Raw genomic sequence first — 13,970 nt, forward strand, 5'->3', positions numbered from 1 at the left:
CTCCCGCCCCGCGTGCGGGGAGAGGCCGGAACGCATCGCCAGATGCGTTCCGGGTGAGGGGGAGCTTCCGCGAGCGCAGCTATCACCCTGTATGCGGAAGCAGCCCCTCACCCCAGCCCTCTCCCCGTAAGAACAGGGGCGAGGGAACGCTGCGCCCGCGCGGCGCCAATACACCTAACGACCAAAACAAAATCACTGAGGAGACTTTCATGCAGGATGCGGCCCAATCGCGGCTCTATGGACGGATCGCCCGGCGCCTGATCCCGTTCCTGCTGGCGTGCTACACGGTGGCGATCATCGATCGTTTCAACATCGGCTTTGCCAAGTTACAATTCCTGCACGACCTCAACATCGATGACGCGGTGTTCGGGCTTGCCGCCGGCATCTTCTCGGTCGGCTATGTCGCGCTCGAAGTGCCGAGCAATCTGCTGCTGGTCAGGATCGGCGTCCGCAAGACGCTGCTGCGCATCATGGTGCTGTGGGGTGCTGTGACCGTGCTGCTCGCGCTGGTGCAGAACCAGTATCACCTCTATCTGCTGCGCTTCCTGCTCGGCGCCGCCGAGGGCGGCTTCTTCCCCGGCATCCTGTATTACCTGACACTGTGGTTTCCGGATCGCGTGCGCGGCCGCATGACCAGCCTGTTCGTGATGGCGGTGCCGCTCGGCGGCGTCATCGCGGGACCGTTGTCGGGCCTGATCATGGACCACATGCAAGGCGTCCACGGCCTGCATGGCTGGCAATGGCTGTTCATCCTCGAAGGCGTTCCAGCCGTGCTGCTCGGCGTCGCCGCATATCTTGCTCTCGCCGACGGGCCACAGGCCGCGAGCTGGCTCAGCGCCGATGAGCGACGACAGGTCGCAAGCGATCTCGCCCGCGATCGCGCCGCCGCCCCTAACACGACAAGCAGCTTCGCGGCCGCGCTGCGCGAGCCGCGCGTCTATCTGCTGTCCTTCATCTATTTCGCGTTCTTCTGTTCGCTCAACACCATCCTGTTGTGGACGCCGACGCTGCTGAAGCGCGTCGGCGTGGCGACCACCACCGAGATCGGCTGGCTGAGCGGCGCAATCTCGGTCGCGTCGGCCATCGGCATGGTCGCCATCGGCTACAGTTCCGATCGCACGCGGGAACGGCGCTGGCACGTGGTCGCTTGCGGCCTCGTCGCGGCGGCGTGCTTCATCGCCCTGCAGGCCGCGCAGGGCAGCATCCTGCTGACCGTGACCCTGCTCGCCATCGCCTCGATCGGCATCTTTGCGATTCTCTCCCTGTTCTGGACCATTCCGAACGCGATGCTGGAAGGCAGCGCCGCAGCGGGCGGCATCGCGCTGATCAGCGCGATCGGCTCGTTCGGCGGCGCAGTGTGCCCTGCCCTGATCGGCTGGATGAATGTCGCGACCGGGAGCATCTACGCACCGCTCGCCCTCGTCGGTGCGCTGCTCGCGATCGGTATGCTGACGCTGATCCTCTGTGTGCCGCGGCCCGGACCCGAGGTCACACTCGCCGAACCGAGCCGTCCCTGATCATCCAGCGCACGCCCGGTATCCACCGCCGGGCTTGTCTCGACCGGCTGCGTCTGACTAATAGACGCGTAACAAAAGGCGCTTGCCGGGAACGAGGACATGCCGCGAAGGCTCGAAGGTGATTTCGACTACATTATCGTCGGCGCAGGCACGGCGGGCTGCATTATGGCCAACCGCCTGTCGGCCGATCCGAAGAAGCGCGTGCTGCTGCTGGAAGCCGGAGGCAAGGACAACTGGATCTGGTTTCACATCCCGGTCGGCTATCTCTTCGCGATCGGCAATCCGCGCTCGGACTGGATGTTCAAGACCGAGGCCGAGCCCGGCCTCAACGGCCGTGCGCTCGCCTATCCGCGCGGCAAGGTGATCGGCGGCTCGTCGGCGATCAACGCCATGATCTCGATGCGCGGCCAGGCCGCGGACTACGATCACTGGCGGCAGCTCGGCCTCACCGGCTGGAGCTACAGCGACGTGCTGCCGGCATTCAAGCGGCTGGAGGATCACTTTCTCGGCGAAAGCGAGCATCACGGTGTCGGCGGCGGCTGGCGCATCGAGGCGCCACGGCTGTCGTGGCAGATCCTCGATGCGGTCGGCGATGCCGCCGAGGAGATGGGCATCAAGCGGATTCCCGACTTCAACACCGGCGACAATGAGGGCACCAGCTACTTCCACGTCAACCAGAAGCGCGGGCGGCGCTGGTCGTCGGCGCGCGGGTTCCTCAAGCCGGTGTTGAACCGCAGCAATCTGCGGCTCGAGACCGACGTGCTGGTCGACCGCCTGATCATCGAGAGCGGCCGCGCCGCCGGCGTCGAGTTCCGTCAGGGCAACGAGACGGTAGAAGCGCGCGCCAAAGGCGAAGTGATTCTCTGCGCCGGCTCGATCGGCACCACGCAGGTGCTGCATCGCTCCGGCATCGGCCCGTCCGAATGGCTGTCTCCGCTCGGCATCGACATCGTGGCTGACGTGCAGGGCATCGGCCATAATTTGCAGGACCATCTGCAGCAGCGCGCGATCTACAAGGTATCGGGCGTGCGCACGCTGAACGAGACTTACTACAACCTCGTGCGCCGCGGCCTGATGGGCCTCGACTACGCGTTCCGCCGCCGCGGCCCGCTGACCATGGCGCCGTCGCAGCTCGGCATCTTCACGCGCTCGGATGCGACGCGCTCGCGCGCCAACATCCAGTTCCATGTGCAGCCGCTGTCGCTCGACAAGTTCGGCGACCCGCTGCATCGCTTCCCCGCGATCACGGTGAGCGCCTGCAATCTGCAGCCGACCTCGCGCGGTACCGTCCGCATCCGCTCGACCGCGCCCGACGACAAGCCGTCGATCGCGCCGAATTACCTGTCGACCGAGGACGATCGCCAGGTCGCGGCCGACGCGATCCGCACCACGCGCAGACTGATGAAGCAGAAGGCGCTTGAGAAATATCGTCCCGAGGAATTCCTGCCCGGCCCCTCGGTCGGCGATGACGACGCCTCGCTCGCCAAGGCCGCCGGCGACATCGGCACCACGATCTTCCACCCCGTCGGCACCGCGAAGATGGGAACAGCCAACGATCCGATGGCTGTCGTCGACGAACGCCTGCGCTTCTACGGCCTCAACGGCCTGCGCATCGCGGATGCCTCCGTGATGCCGACCATCACCTCCGGCAACACCAACACGCCGACCGCGATGATCGCCGAGAAGGCCGCGGCGATGATCCTGCAGGATGCGCGATAGAGCGACGATGAACTCCAGCAAGCGCATTCTCGTTGGCGATGCCGGCGCGCAGATCGCGCTGGCACGATGGGGCGAGCCGGCCTCCGCCAAGCCGCCGGCGCTGCTGCTGCACGGCACCGGTTTTGTCGCCGAAGTGTGGACCGAGGTCGCCGAAGCGCTGGCCGCCGACTACACCGTCTATGCGCTCGACCGCCGCGGCCACGGCCTGAGCCACAAGCCGCCGGCCGACCGCTACCAGTTCCAGGATTTCGCCGACGACGTCTGCATGGTGGTCGAACGCCTCGACCTTCAGAACATTTACGGCATCGGCCATAGCGCCGGCGCGACCGACCTGATGCTCGCAACGAAGCTGATGCCGGACCGCTTCGCGCGGCTGTTCGTGGCGGAGCCGACCGCGATGGATCCGCACGCGCCGCGCACCGGTGGCCTGAGCGAGATCGCGAACGCATCGGTGCAGGGCGTGCTGCGCCGCCGCGCCGAATTCGACAATGCCGACGATTTGTTCCGGCGATTGCGCGCCGCGCCGGCGTTCGCGCCGTGGACCGAGCCGTCGCTGTGGGCCTATATCCATCACGGTTTTGCGCGGCTCGACGACGGCCGCATGCAGCTGCGCTGCACGCCCGAGATCGAGTCGGCACTGCTTGGACCGATCTTCCAGGCCATGGAGCAGATCTACACCGGCGATGCGCGCGGCAATCCGTTCCCGTGGTTCTCCGACATCGCCTGCCCGGTCTGCATCGCCACGGCTGAACAGTCATGGCCGGTCTACAAGGAGATGGCCGATCGCGCCGCCGCCCTGATCCCGCACGCCAGCCGCTGGACTTTCGCGAACGTTGGCCATTGCGTCGCGCAGGAGGCGCCGGAGTTGATGGTTGCAGCGATCAGGACGTTTGCCGGGCGGGCGGGCCGCGAGGCCTTCCCATAGGCGCCCTAGGTCCGCATCGGCCTCGAAAACCGAAGCGAGATGGGTCCAGGCCAGGTCTGTGCTGGACCTGGACGATACTGACCAGTTGCGCGCCGACGGCAACCGAACGTCACGTCATCGCCGATCGTCGAGTTGCTTCACCGAATAGGCCGGTGCGCGCACTGGCTGGATCGTCAGCCGATAGGCGATCAGGTTGGTGCCATCAAATGCTTCAAGCAAATAGTCGCAAACGGGACAGTGATACTCACCCTTGGCGCCGGGTTCGGACCATAGCTCCAACCGCCGGAAACCTGCGCCACAGCACGCGCACGTTACATCCGCTTTCCGCACGTTCGTTCTCTCCCCGATGCCAACTGTGCAAGAACACGGCCAAGCGATCGAGATTGGAGAGAAGCCCAGCAGAATGTCGCCTGCGAGGCTGATGTCTCCGAACCCGTCCTCATCATCGCCGCTGCAAATCGCGGGGTTCTGCGTTACGGAACACCTCGGATCGAGGTTGGTTCAACTATTCCGACTGCGCACGGCCGCAAGCGAAAAAACGTTGGTCAACTCGGCAATGGATGGGGCTGTCGCCTGACTGAGAGGTGACACGACAAGTCACGTAACCTCCGAAGTCCAGCATTCTAAGCAGGGCCGCTTCGACAGCAAAGTGCAGATTGTGCCTGAGGCGATTTGATAGCAGGCGCCTGTCGCGGTTGCGCGAAAGCGCCCGCGGAACCCGGCATCTCGAACGCGATTGCGTTCCGTTGATCTACATCAACCCGGTGCACTTGGTGTGATGCAGTTTCACGGTTCGCAACCTCGTCCGCTAGGGAGGACACGCCATGCTTCGTTGTATCCTCGCCGCTCTGGCAGTTCTGCTTCTCGTTGCTGTCTGCCTCGTTCCTGATGACGCCTATGCCCGCCGTGGAGGAGGCGGCGGCTTCCGCGGCGGCGGGGGCGGCGGCGGCGGATTTCACGGCGGTGGGATGCGTGGCGGCGGCATGCATGCCGGCGCCGGAAGGATGCATGCCGGAAGGATCCATGGCGGAGGATATCGCGCTGCCGGCCGCCCGCGCCCCTCACATCCGATCGCCGGCCGTCCGGGCTATCCGGGCCGACCGATTGCGGGACGCCCTGGCCGCCCGGTCGCCGGCTATCCCGGTTATGGCGGCGGCTACTATCGACCCGGCTGGGGCTATGGTGCTGCGGCGGCCGGCGCCGCGGCCGCGGCTGGCGCGTACTATGGCAGCTATGGCTACTACGGCAACCAGGGCTGCTATCATGATCGATACGGTCAAATGATCTGCCCGCAACAGCAGTATCAATACTGATCCGGCTGGGCAGTCGTTGGACGGTTGGTCAAACCGGAGCGTGCGATCCCGGCGGCACCATGTACAGCGTCATGGCAAAAATCGCATAGATCAGCACGAGCAAGGCGCCAATGAACCATGCCGACCGTCCGCTGTTGGTGATGAAGCAGGACGTCACGGAAGCGATCATGACCATCGTCACGGCGCCCGGCCAGAACTGCAAGTCCATCGGCTTCGGACCGATGACATAGCTTAGAAGAACCAGCGCCGGCGCCACGAACAGGGCGATTTGCGAAGCGCTTCCGAGCGCGATGCTGACGCTCATGTCGAGCCGGTTCTTGCGCGCCGCGGAGAATGCCACCGCCATTTCCGCCGCGGCGCCGACCAGCGCGACGATGATGAAACCGACGAACGCCGGACTCAATCCCAGCGTCTCGCCTGCTTTCTGCACCGAACTCACGAATATCTCGCTGACCAGGGCAACCAGCACCGTAACCCCGAGAAGCGTACCCAACGCAAGTCCGATCGGCCAGCCGGCGCCGCCGGTCTCGCCATGCTCCTCGCTTGCGAACAGCTCCTTGTGGGTCTTGAGCGAGAACAGCAGGCCCAGCCCGTAGGCACTTATCAGCAGCACGGCGAGGCCCGTGCTGAGGGTCAGCGCCATGGCTTGGCCGCGTGCCGGATCAAGGTCGGCGACGGCGGAGGGGGCGAGCAGCGCAATCGTGGCCATCAGCAGCAACGCCGCGTACATCCTCCCGCCTGCCCGATTATACTCCTGAACGTGATGGCGGAGCCCGCCGAGCAGGAACGATGCGCCAAGCATGAAGAGCGAGTTGGTGACAATGGCACCGGCGATCGATGCCTTGACCAGCATGTATTCTCCGGCATGTAACGCTGCGATCGCGATGATCAGCTCGGTCAGATTTCCCAAGGTTGCGTTGAGCAGGCCTCCGATGGCATCGCCCGTTTTCTCCGCGACGCTCTCCGTCGCGTGGCTGAGAAGGGCAGCCAATGGCACGATGGCCAGGACAGCGAGCACGAACAGCGCCGTATGGGCGGACGGAGCTGCCGTTTCGACCGCCAGTACGATCGGTACGAAGATCAACATCCAAAGCAGTGGATTATGTCGTATTTCCTTGAGCAGAAGATGCATGGTACCGCCCGGTCGAAACGATTTGGACAGCACCTTTTGATCACCACGGACCGCTCGATCTTGATCTAGCTCAATCCGTCACCGTCGCCTCGCCGGCCACGGCTTGAGCCAGGCCGGCCTACGCGAAGTCCCACGGCATTTCCCGAACGGTCAGAAGCGCGTCCATATTTCTCTTTGACCTAGATCAACCTGCGGCTGACCAGCTTGTGGGTTTCTTCTCGCGGACATCCACGATAGCAGCTCAGGAGTTCGCAACGACGAGGAACGCAGCCGCCGTAGCGATTGTATTTTTGGTGACGACCTCGTCTCTCGCCTTCGCAGCAGAGACATCCCCGACTGTCGGCGTAGCGTCACCCAGCGCCGCCGACCTCAAGAGCCTGACCGACATGCGCGTCGGCATCGTCAAAGCCGCCCTGCAACTCACCCCCGATCAGGAGAAATACTGGCCGGCCATCGAGGATGCGATCCGTACACGGGCGAAAAATCGGCAGCCCGGCTGGAGCGGATTGCCGAATTGCACGAGAACGGCGCGATGGACGGTCTTCATGACGGCAATCCGGTCGAGATGATGCAACGCAGGGCGGACCGGCTGATTCAACGTGGGACCGACCTCAAGAAGCTCTCCGATGCCTGGGAGCCGCTGTACAAGACATTGAGCGATGACCAGAAGCGAAGGATGGCCTTCGTGTCGTTCGCCGTCATGCGTCGCTCTTCGCTTGCGAATTCCTGAAACACCACGGGAGTTGAAGCATGTACCGGCATATTCTCATCCCGACCGATGGGTCGGAACTAGCGAAGCATGGTATCGCCCAAGGGATGGCGCTCGCAAAATCCATCGGAGCCAAGGTCTCCGTGATTTTCGCCGTCGAGCCGTTTTCAGAACTGACGGGGCATTTCCGTGACACGATCGCCAACTATGCCGAGATGCGGAAAGAGCAGGCCACGAAAGCGCTGAACGACGCGGCGAATGCGGCCAGGGAAGCCGGCGTTCCCTGCGAGACGGTGCTGGCGGAGCACGGGCAGCCCCATCAAGCGATCATCGCGGCGGCTGCGGACAGGGGTTGCGATCTCATTGTCATGTCGTCGCATGGACGCAGTGGACTCTCCGTGCTTCTGATCGGCAGTGTGACAAACAAGGTGTTGGCGCAGGCAAAAACCCCCGTGCTGGTTTGTCCGTGAATGATCAGACGCTTGACGATGAGAACGTCAACGCGCGCCGCCCGCCAAATGAAAACGCCGTCCCCTTGCGGGGGACGGCGGAAGCCACTCACGCAGTACTGGAACGTTTATTGGTGTTCGCCGTGGTGCTCGGCGTGATGCCGGCTGGCCTCGGTGTGGTGATGCTGGGCATGGCTGGCGTGACCATGGGCGCTGTGGGCGTGATGCGCCGCCTTGTGGTGATCGCCGGCTTCGTGGTGCTTGGCGGCTTCGCGATGATGACGCGCCGCGTGTTCGTGATGCTCAGCTGCCTTGTGGTGATGCTCAACGCCTGCGTGGTCGCTCATGAAGATCTCCCGGTGTGGCGAGTGAAGTCCGCCATTCTTATGCAGGAGCGCTGACATTATGCTGACGGCAGCAAGACAGCTGTGTTGCGGTTGTTCATCTATGTTGCAGGGCATCGCCATGTTGCGGCGCGCATCAGCGCCGCTGCACCGGTCGGCCGCCGCTCATTCCGGCGGCGGAAAGCGCTCGACGGTCGGCAGCTCATGCGCCGCTTCCATCCAGCGCAGCCGCTCCGCGACCTGGATATGCATCGTGGCCGGCACCGCATCGGGATCGTCATAGGTGCCGCTCTGGATGTCGATGAACCCGGGCAACATGTTGCCATTGGTGTAGAAAAGCCCGGTGCCGCAGTTCGCGCAGAATTGCCGCCGGCCCTGCTCGGAGGACCGGTAGATGCTGGGCTGCCCCTTGGTCACCTTGACCATGCCTTCTGCGACCATCACCCAGCCGACCATCGGCGCGCCGGCATGGCGCCGGCAATCGGTGCAATGACACAGCGCATGGACGACCGGTTCCCCGGTCACCTCGTAACGAATCTCGCCGCAGTGACAGCCGCCGGTGACGCCAGCCATGTTTTCCTCCGACTGATCAGTGGTTTGCCGGGTCGATAGCGTTGCAGGCCCCAAACTTTCAATGGCGCATCTTGCCCTTGCGTCCACCTGTCGCGCCGGCCGTATGTCTGCTCATGTCGCGGCCGGCTTTCCGGCTCTCACGAAATCGTCATCCCGGCCCTCAACCCCTCCAAAGCCCCGGGAATAAACCCTTAGGCCCGCTGATCACCTTCCCGGAAACCCAATCCCTGGGCCCAACGGGAGACTTGCTATGAGCGGACACGATCACGATCACCACGATGAAGAGAAAGGCGTCAGCCGACGCAAGGTGCTGGAATGCATGACCTGGGCCGGCACCGGCGTACTCTGGACGGTTACCGGCGGCGTGCCGCATTCACTCGGCATCGTCGGCTCGGCAGCCGCAGCCGAAGCTGCCACCGGCATGACCTTCATGCAGATCAGCGACAGCCATGTCGGCTTCGACAAGCCGGCCAACCCGAACGCCATCGGCACGCTTGAGGAGGCCATCAACAAGGTCCGGGCGATGCAGGTCAAGCCGTCGTTCATGATCCACACCGGCGACATCACGCATCTGTCGAAGGCGTCCGAATTCGACGACGCCGATCGCATCATCTCGCAGGCCAAGCTCGACGTGCATTACGTGCCGGGCGAGCACGACTTCATCGACGAGGAGGTCAAGCTCTACAAGGAGCGTTACGGCAAGGGCACCAAGGGTCCGGGCTACTACTCCTTCGACGCCGGCGGCGTGCATTTCGTCGGCCTCGTCAACGTCGTCGACCTCAAGGGCGGCGGCCTCGGCAATCTGGGCAACGAGCAGCTCGAATGGCTCGAGAACGACCTCAAGGGCCGCTCGAAGTCGACGCCGATCGTACTGTTCGCCCACATCCCGCTGTGGACGGTCTATCCGCAATGGGGCTGGGGCACCGAGGACGGCGCCCGCGCGCTGGAATACGTCAAGGGCTTCGGCTCGGTCACCGTGCTGAACGGCCACATCCACCAGGTGATGCAGAAGGTCGAGGGCAACGTCACCTTCCACACCGCGCGCTCGACGGCCTTCCCGCAGCCGGCGCCGGGTGCCGCGCCCTCGCCCGGCCCGATGAAGGTCGAGGATGCCAAGCTGCGCAGCATGCTCGGCGTCGCCAGCATCAACTTCAAGCAGAACAGCCAGCCGCTGGCGATCATCGACACGCCGTTGCAGGGCTAAGGGACGAGACCGATGAGTTCGATCAATCGACGCGACTTCGGTACAGCCGTGGTCGCCGCCATGCTGCTGCCCATCACGGCGGCCCGCGCCGAAGACGTCGCGGTCCACATCGACAACTTCTCGTTCGCGCCGAACCCGCTCGACGTGAAGGTCGGTACCACCGTGACCTGGACCAACCGCGACGACATCCCGCACACCGTGGTGTGCGCGGGCAAGTTCCGCTCCAAGACCATGGATACCGACGGCACCTTCTCGTTCACCTTCACGGAGCCCGGCGAGTACAAGTATTTCTGCTCGCTGCATCCGCACATGACAGGCAGTATCAAGGTTGGGTAACGTGACCACCCATACGATCACAGCCATGCCCGGCCGGTGGCCCTCCGCCCCCGGCCGGGCACAAGCCGTCTCTCGACATGCCGGACAGGACACGATGGTTGTCAAAGCGTCGCAGGACGATCCCGAAAAGGCGCGGCGCTTCCGCGAAGCCGCGCTGCCGTACCTTGACGACGCCTATACCCTGGCACGCTACCTGCTGCGCGATGCCGCCGACGCCGAAGATGCTGTGCAGGAATGCTATCTGCGCGCCTACAAGCATTTCGCCAGCTACCGGGGACCTGCGATGAAGCCGTGGCTGTTTGCGATCTTGCGCAATGTCTGCCGCGCCGAATATGCACGCCGCAAGACCGCCCCCACCGCGGTCGAGGAGCTGCCCGAAGGCGGCGATCAGACCCCGCTGTGGAACGAGGCGCCGGAGACACCGGAAAAGCAGCTGCTGCGTCGCTTCGACGGCGACACCGTGCGCAAGCTGGTCGCGGCGCTCGCCGAGCCGTTCCGCGAGACCTTTGTGCTCAGGGAAATCCAGAATCTTTCTTACCGCGAGATCGCCGATGTCGCCGCCGTGCCTGTCGGCACCGTGATGTCCCGCCTCGCACGCGCCCGCGCCATGCTGCGATCGGCCTGGCTCGCGGAACAGGAGCAAGTGAAATGAATTGCGAGGAAGCCGAAGTGCTGGTCCACGCGCTGATCGACGGCGAACTCGATGCCGGCCATGCGCGCGAAGTGGAAGCCCATATCGAGGGTTGCGCGCATTGCGCCGCCCTGATGAAGGAGTATCAGGAGATCCGCCAGGCGATCGCCGAGAGCGACGTGCGCTACAAGGCGCCGCTCGAGCTGCGCCGCAAGATCGAGAAGGCGTTGCCGCAACCGCAGGCGGCGCCGACCCGGCGTTCGGTGCTGCGCGGCTTCGCGATGGGCTCCGCCGTGTCGGCGATGGCCGCGACCGGCCTCGTCGCGATCGTGCTGCGCAATGACGACGAGCAGCGCATCGAGAACGAGGTGGTGTCGGCGCATCTGCGCTCGCTGCAGGCCGGCCACCTGATCGACGTGGTCTCGACCGATCAGCATACGGTCAAGCCCTGGTTCAACGGCAAGCTCGACGTCTCGCCGCCGGTGATCGATCTCACCGCACAGGGCTTTACCTTGATCGGCGGCCGGCTCGACTACGTCAACGCCCGCGAGATCGGCGCCGTGGTCTACAAGCGGCGCCAGCACGTCATCAACCTGTTCGTGGCGCAGACCGCGAACACCGAACGGAAGTCCGCGAAGATCTCGACCTTGCAGGGCTTCAACATCCGGCGCTGGAGCGACCGCGGCCTGAATTACTGGGCGGTCAGCGATCTCGGCGCCGATGAATTGACGGAGTTCGGCGACAAGTTCGAGGGCGCGATGCGTGCGAACAAGGAGGGGTGAGGACTTGTAGCCCGGATGGAGCGAAGCGAAATCCGGGAACAGTCTCGCAAGGATTGAGAACCCCGGATTTCGCTTCGCTGCATCCGGGCTACGGGTTCGAGCTTACGCCGACTTGCGCACCGCGTTGTCGACCAGCGTCTTGCCGAGCGACCAGATCGCGCCGGGCACCTTGTGGCTGCCGGCGATCACGTCGTCGAACGACTTCTCGATCCAGCTGCAATCCTCTTCGGTGATCACGAGCGGCGGCAACAGCTTGATGGTGTGGAGGCCGTGGCCGGCGACCTGGGTCAGGATCTTGTGATCCTTGAACAGCGGCACCGTGATCAGCTGGCAGAACAGGCCCTTGTTGGCGGTCTCCAGCAGATTCCACGACGCCTTGAGCCGCAGCGATTTCGGCGGACCGAACTCGACCCCGATCATCAGGCCCTTGCCGCGGACTTCCTTCATCAGCTCATAGCCCGGCACCATGCGCGTCAGCGCAAGGCGGAGCTCGGCGCCGCGTTTGGCGGCGTTCTCGACGAGCTTCTCGGCCTTGATGACATCGAGCGTGGCGATGCCGGCGGCCATCGCCAGATCGTTCTTGGCGAAGGTCGAACCGTGCACGACGGCGCGATCCATCTGGTTGAAGATCTTGTCGAAGATGCTCTTGCGCGTCAGCAGCGCGCCGATCGGCACGTGGCCGCCGGAGAGTGCCTTCGCCAGCAGCACCATGTCGGGCTCGATGCCCCAGTGCTCGATCGCGAGGAACTTGCCGGTGCGGCCGATGCCGGTCTGGATCTCGTCGGCGATGAACAGCGTGCCGTATTTGCGGCACAGCGCCAGCGCGCCGGGCAGGAACTCGTCGGTGGGCATGTTGACGCCCTTGCCCTGGATCGGCTCGACGATGAATGCGCCGACCTGGCGCGACGACAGCGCTTTTTCGAGCGCTTCGAGATCGTTGAAGGGGATCGCGGTGCAGCCCGGCAACAGCGGCTCGAAGCCGCTGCGGAAATTCGTATCATCGGTCAGCGATAGCGCGCCGTAGGACAGGCCGTGGAACGAATGCCCGCAATAGACGATGCCGGGGCGGCCGGTGGCGCCACGCGCGAACTTGATCGCCGCTTCGACGGTTTCGGCACCGGAATTGGCGAAAAACACCTTGTCCAGATATGGGACATATTCCAAAAGCCGTTCCGCGAGCACGCCGGCGAGCGTAGAGACGTCGAGCTGCACCAGATTCGGCAGATCGGCGTCGAGCACGCTCTTCAGCGCCTTGCGCAGGTCCGGATGATTGCGACCAATCGCAAAAACGCCAAATCCGCTCAATAGATCGAGGTAACGAGCCCCCTGACGATCGAAGAGGTATTGACCTTGCCCCTTCTGGAAGCCGACGTCATAGCCGATGGTCTTGAGGACGCGAACGAGCTGCTCGTTGAGGTGTCGCGTGTGCATGGCACCGCGCTGCCCCTCTCGCTCCACAAAAATCTCGGAAACGTCTAAATTGGAACTTACCATTCGTTACATACGTCGGTTGATGGCCATCTCGTCAACTTAAAACGCTCGCTAGCGGCGTTTTGACCCCCGCTCGGATCGTCTAGTTAAGCACAGGTTTGGACCATGTTGCACTGCCCAAGAACTTTCGCGCGTACAATAGCCTTTTCAGGTTTATTTTTGGCCACCGTATTATCACCGGCACTTGCAGCGGACCCGACCGGCGACTGGAAGGTCGCCGACGGCGTCGCCACCATCCGCGTCGCCCAGTGCAATGGCAACATGTGGGGTGCGGTGTCCTGGGAAAAAACCCCCGGCGGCAAGGATAAGAACAATCCTGATCCGGCGAAGCAAAGCAGGCCTACGCTCGGCATGCCGATCCTGATCGACATGAAGAAGAAGGCCGGCGCCGACGCGTGGGAAGGCCAAGTCTACAACGCGAAGGACGGCCAGCTCTACAGCTCGACCATCAAGCCCGTCGGCACCGATCAGCTCGAGATCCAGGGCTGCGTGCTCGGCTTCCTCTGTGGCGGCGAGACCTGGACCCGCGTCGGTCCGCCGATCCCGGTCAGCGTCGCCGGCAACCCTCCTGCCGCGGGCAGCCCTGCAGCGAAGGGCGCCCTGCCCAAATCGGCAGCGCCGCAGAAGACCACCGGCGCCGTGGCGCCTGCCACCAAGCCGGGGCAAAAGCAGGCAGCAAATGCCCCAGGCAGCGCCAATGCGTCGGCTGACGTCGTGGGCGATATCTGCCTGCTCCCGGACATCGCGCGACCGACGCATTAGCAGAGGCCAGCTGGCGGCGCCGCACGCGGTCGCGCGCGAGCACGCCTGCTGTTTCGGGACGTTGACGCCTGCCTGAATTAGGG

General features: G+C 64.1%; 17 protein-coding genes. 13 read left to right on the forward strand and 4 right to left on the reverse strand.

Going from position 1 to position 13,970, the window contains the following annotated elements; translation table 11 throughout:
* Window positions 1-209: 209 nt before the first annotated feature.
* The 3 genes from AAFG07_RS28470 to AAFG07_RS28480 all read left to right on the forward strand — a co-directional run bounded on the left by AAFG07_RS28470 (window position 210) and on the right by AAFG07_RS28480 (window position 4,161).
* Window positions 210-1,517 (forward strand): MFS transporter, encoded by a 1,308-nt coding sequence (locus AAFG07_RS28470; protein ID WP_342723106.1) that lies wholly within the window; start codon window positions 210-212, stop codon window positions 1,515-1,517.
* A 99-nt stretch (window positions 1,518-1,616) separates the two neighbouring features.
* Window positions 1,617-3,236, forward strand: coding sequence for a GMC family oxidoreductase N-terminal domain-containing protein (locus tag AAFG07_RS28475; RefSeq protein ID WP_342723107.1), 1,620 nt, complete (start codon window positions 1,617-1,619; stop codon window positions 3,234-3,236).
* A 7-nt stretch (window positions 3,237-3,243) separates the two neighbouring features.
* Window positions 3,244-4,161 (forward strand): alpha/beta hydrolase, encoded by a 918-nt coding sequence (locus AAFG07_RS28480; RefSeq protein ID WP_342723108.1) that lies wholly within the window; start codon window positions 3,244-3,246, stop codon window positions 4,159-4,161.
* Between the two features lie 114 nt (window positions 4,162-4,275).
* On the opposite strand, the gene AAFG07_RS28485 is transcribed toward AAFG07_RS28480, so the two are convergent.
* Window positions 4,276-4,491, reverse strand: a complete 216-nt coding sequence (locus tag AAFG07_RS28485) for a hypothetical protein (protein WP_342723109.1) — start codon at window positions 4,489-4,491, stop codon at window positions 4,276-4,278.
* A gap of 494 nt (window positions 4,492-4,985) precedes the next feature.
* Between AAFG07_RS28485 and AAFG07_RS28490 the strand changes: the two genes are divergently transcribed.
* The gene (locus AAFG07_RS28490; protein WP_342723110.1) at window positions 4,986-5,474 is read left to right on the forward strand and encodes a hypothetical protein; all 489 of its coding nucleotides are present in this window, start codon (window positions 4,986-4,988) and stop codon (window positions 5,472-5,474) included.
* 28 nt (window positions 5,475-5,502) lie between these two features.
* On the opposite strand, the gene cax is transcribed toward AAFG07_RS28490, so the two are convergent.
* Entirely contained in the window at window positions 5,503-6,606 is a 1,104-nt protein-coding gene (gene cax, locus AAFG07_RS28495) for a calcium/proton exchanger (RefSeq protein WP_342723111.1), read from the reverse strand.
* Between the two features lie 386 nt (window positions 6,607-6,992).
* Here cax and AAFG07_RS28500 point away from each other — a divergent pair, with 386 nt between their 5' ends.
* From AAFG07_RS28500 to AAFG07_RS28515, 4 genes are read left to right on the forward strand one after another with little or no spacing between them, the layout of a single operon-like run.
* Window positions 6,993-7,175, forward strand: coding sequence for a hypothetical protein (locus AAFG07_RS28500; RefSeq protein ID WP_342723112.1), 183 nt, complete (start codon window positions 6,993-6,995; stop codon window positions 7,173-7,175).
* Complete coding sequence (locus AAFG07_RS28505; RefSeq protein WP_342723113.1) at window positions 7,139-7,336, forward strand: hypothetical protein; 198 nt, start codon at window positions 7,139-7,141, stop codon at window positions 7,334-7,336. Before AAFG07_RS28500 ends, AAFG07_RS28505 begins: the two co-directional genes overlap by 37 nt.
* Window positions 7,337-7,356: 20 nt before the next feature.
* On the forward strand, window positions 7,357-7,785 hold the full coding sequence (locus AAFG07_RS28510) for a universal stress protein (protein ID WP_342723114.1): 429 nt from the start codon (window positions 7,357-7,359) through the stop codon (window positions 7,783-7,785).
* Entirely contained in the window at window positions 7,782-8,165 is a 384-nt protein-coding gene (locus AAFG07_RS28515; RefSeq protein ID WP_342723115.1) for a hypothetical protein, read from the forward strand. Before AAFG07_RS28510 ends, AAFG07_RS28515 begins: the two co-directional genes overlap by 4 nt.
* 108 nt (window positions 8,166-8,273) lie before the next feature.
* Here the strand turns inward: AAFG07_RS28515 and AAFG07_RS28520 are convergent, their stop codons facing one another.
* Complete coding sequence (locus AAFG07_RS28520; RefSeq protein ID WP_342723116.1) at window positions 8,274-8,681, reverse strand: GFA family protein; 408 nt, start codon at window positions 8,679-8,681, stop codon at window positions 8,274-8,276.
* A 250-nt stretch (window positions 8,682-8,931) separates the two neighbouring features.
* On the opposite strand from AAFG07_RS28520, the gene AAFG07_RS28525 reads away from it, so the two are divergent.
* The 4 genes from AAFG07_RS28525 (at window position 8,932) to AAFG07_RS28540 (ending at window position 11,634) form a co-directional block, all read left to right on the forward strand.
* Window positions 8,932-9,885, forward strand: a complete 954-nt coding sequence (locus AAFG07_RS28525; protein ID WP_097670581.1) for a metallophosphoesterase — start codon at window positions 8,932-8,934, stop codon at window positions 9,883-9,885.
* A gap of 12 nt (window positions 9,886-9,897) precedes the next feature.
* Complete coding sequence (locus tag AAFG07_RS28530) at window positions 9,898-10,221, forward strand: cupredoxin family copper-binding protein (RefSeq protein WP_342723117.1); 324 nt, start codon at window positions 9,898-9,900, stop codon at window positions 10,219-10,221.
* A 94-nt stretch (window positions 10,222-10,315) separates the two neighbouring features.
* Window positions 10,316-10,873 carry a sigma-70 family RNA polymerase sigma factor gene (locus AAFG07_RS28535; RefSeq protein ID WP_342723118.1) on the forward strand — a complete coding sequence of 186 codons (558 nt, stop codon included), beginning with the start codon at window positions 10,316-10,318 and terminating at the stop codon, window positions 10,871-10,873.
* Window positions 10,870-11,634, forward strand: a complete 765-nt coding sequence (locus AAFG07_RS28540; RefSeq protein ID WP_342723119.1) for an anti-sigma factor — start codon at window positions 10,870-10,872, stop codon at window positions 11,632-11,634. The genes AAFG07_RS28535 and AAFG07_RS28540 overlap by 4 nt, the downstream gene beginning before the upstream one ends.
* Before the next feature lie 102 nt (window positions 11,635-11,736).
* Here the strand turns inward: AAFG07_RS28540 and hpnO are convergent, their stop codons facing one another.
* Window positions 11,737-13,128, reverse strand: a complete 1,392-nt coding sequence (gene hpnO, locus AAFG07_RS28545; protein ID WP_342723120.1) for an aminobacteriohopanetriol synthase HpnO — start codon at window positions 13,126-13,128, stop codon at window positions 11,737-11,739.
* 102 nt (window positions 13,129-13,230) lie between these two features.
* Here hpnO and AAFG07_RS28550 point away from each other — a divergent pair, with 102 nt between their 5' ends.
* Window positions 13,231-13,887 carry a DUF2147 domain-containing protein gene (locus tag AAFG07_RS28550; protein WP_342723121.1) on the forward strand — a complete coding sequence of 219 codons (657 nt, stop codon included), beginning with the start codon at window positions 13,231-13,233 and terminating at the stop codon, window positions 13,885-13,887.
* The last annotated feature ends 83 nt before the right edge of the window (window positions 13,888-13,970 follow it).

This window comes from Bradyrhizobium sp. B097 (assembly GCF_038957035.1).
Lineage (GTDB): Bacteria > Pseudomonadota > Alphaproteobacteria > Rhizobiales > Xanthobacteraceae > Bradyrhizobium.

What these genes read in the sequence shown, in the direction of transcription:
- AAFG07_RS28550 (WP_342723121.1), top strand. Translation starts at nt 13,231, where the DNA reads ATGTTGCACTGCCCAAGAACTTTCGCGCGTACAATAGCCTTTTCAGGT.
- AAFG07_RS28475 (WP_342723107.1), top strand. Translation starts at nt 1,617, where the DNA reads ATGCCGCGAAGGCTCGAAGGTGATTTCGACTACATTATCGTCGGCGCA.
- cax (WP_342723111.1), bottom strand. Translation starts at nt 6,606, where the DNA reads ATGCATCTTCTGCTCAAGGAAATACGACATAATCCACTGCTTTGGATG.
- hpnO (WP_342723120.1), bottom strand. Translation starts at nt 13,128, where the DNA reads ATGGTAAGTTCCAATTTAGACGTTTCCGAGATTTTTGTGGAGCGAGAG.
- AAFG07_RS28490 (WP_342723110.1), top strand. Translation starts at nt 4,986, where the DNA reads ATGCTTCGTTGTATCCTCGCCGCTCTGGCAGTTCTGCTTCTCGTTGCT.
- AAFG07_RS28525 (WP_097670581.1), top strand. Translation starts at nt 8,932, where the DNA reads ATGAGCGGACACGATCACGATCACCACGATGAAGAGAAAGGCGTCAGC.
- AAFG07_RS28530 (WP_342723117.1), top strand. Translation starts at nt 9,898, where the DNA reads ATGAGTTCGATCAATCGACGCGACTTCGGTACAGCCGTGGTCGCCGCC.
- AAFG07_RS28505 (WP_342723113.1), top strand. Translation starts at nt 7,139, where the DNA reads ATGGACGGTCTTCATGACGGCAATCCGGTCGAGATGATGCAACGCAGG.
- AAFG07_RS28535 (WP_342723118.1), top strand. Translation starts at nt 10,316, where the DNA reads ATGGTTGTCAAAGCGTCGCAGGACGATCCCGAAAAGGCGCGGCGCTTC.
- AAFG07_RS28470 (WP_342723106.1), top strand. Translation starts at nt 210, where the DNA reads ATGCAGGATGCGGCCCAATCGCGGCTCTATGGACGGATCGCCCGGCGC.
- AAFG07_RS28520 (WP_342723116.1), bottom strand. Translation starts at nt 8,681, where the DNA reads ATGGCTGGCGTCACCGGCGGCTGTCACTGCGGCGAGATTCGTTACGAG.
- AAFG07_RS28500 (WP_342723112.1), top strand. Translation starts at nt 6,993, where the DNA reads ATGCGCGTCGGCATCGTCAAAGCCGCCCTGCAACTCACCCCCGATCAG.
- AAFG07_RS28480 (WP_342723108.1), top strand. Translation starts at nt 3,244, where the DNA reads ATGAACTCCAGCAAGCGCATTCTCGTTGGCGATGCCGGCGCGCAGATC.
- AAFG07_RS28510 (WP_342723114.1), top strand. Translation starts at nt 7,357, where the DNA reads ATGTACCGGCATATTCTCATCCCGACCGATGGGTCGGAACTAGCGAAG.
- AAFG07_RS28540 (WP_342723119.1), top strand. Translation starts at nt 10,870, where the DNA reads ATGAATTGCGAGGAAGCCGAAGTGCTGGTCCACGCGCTGATCGACGGC.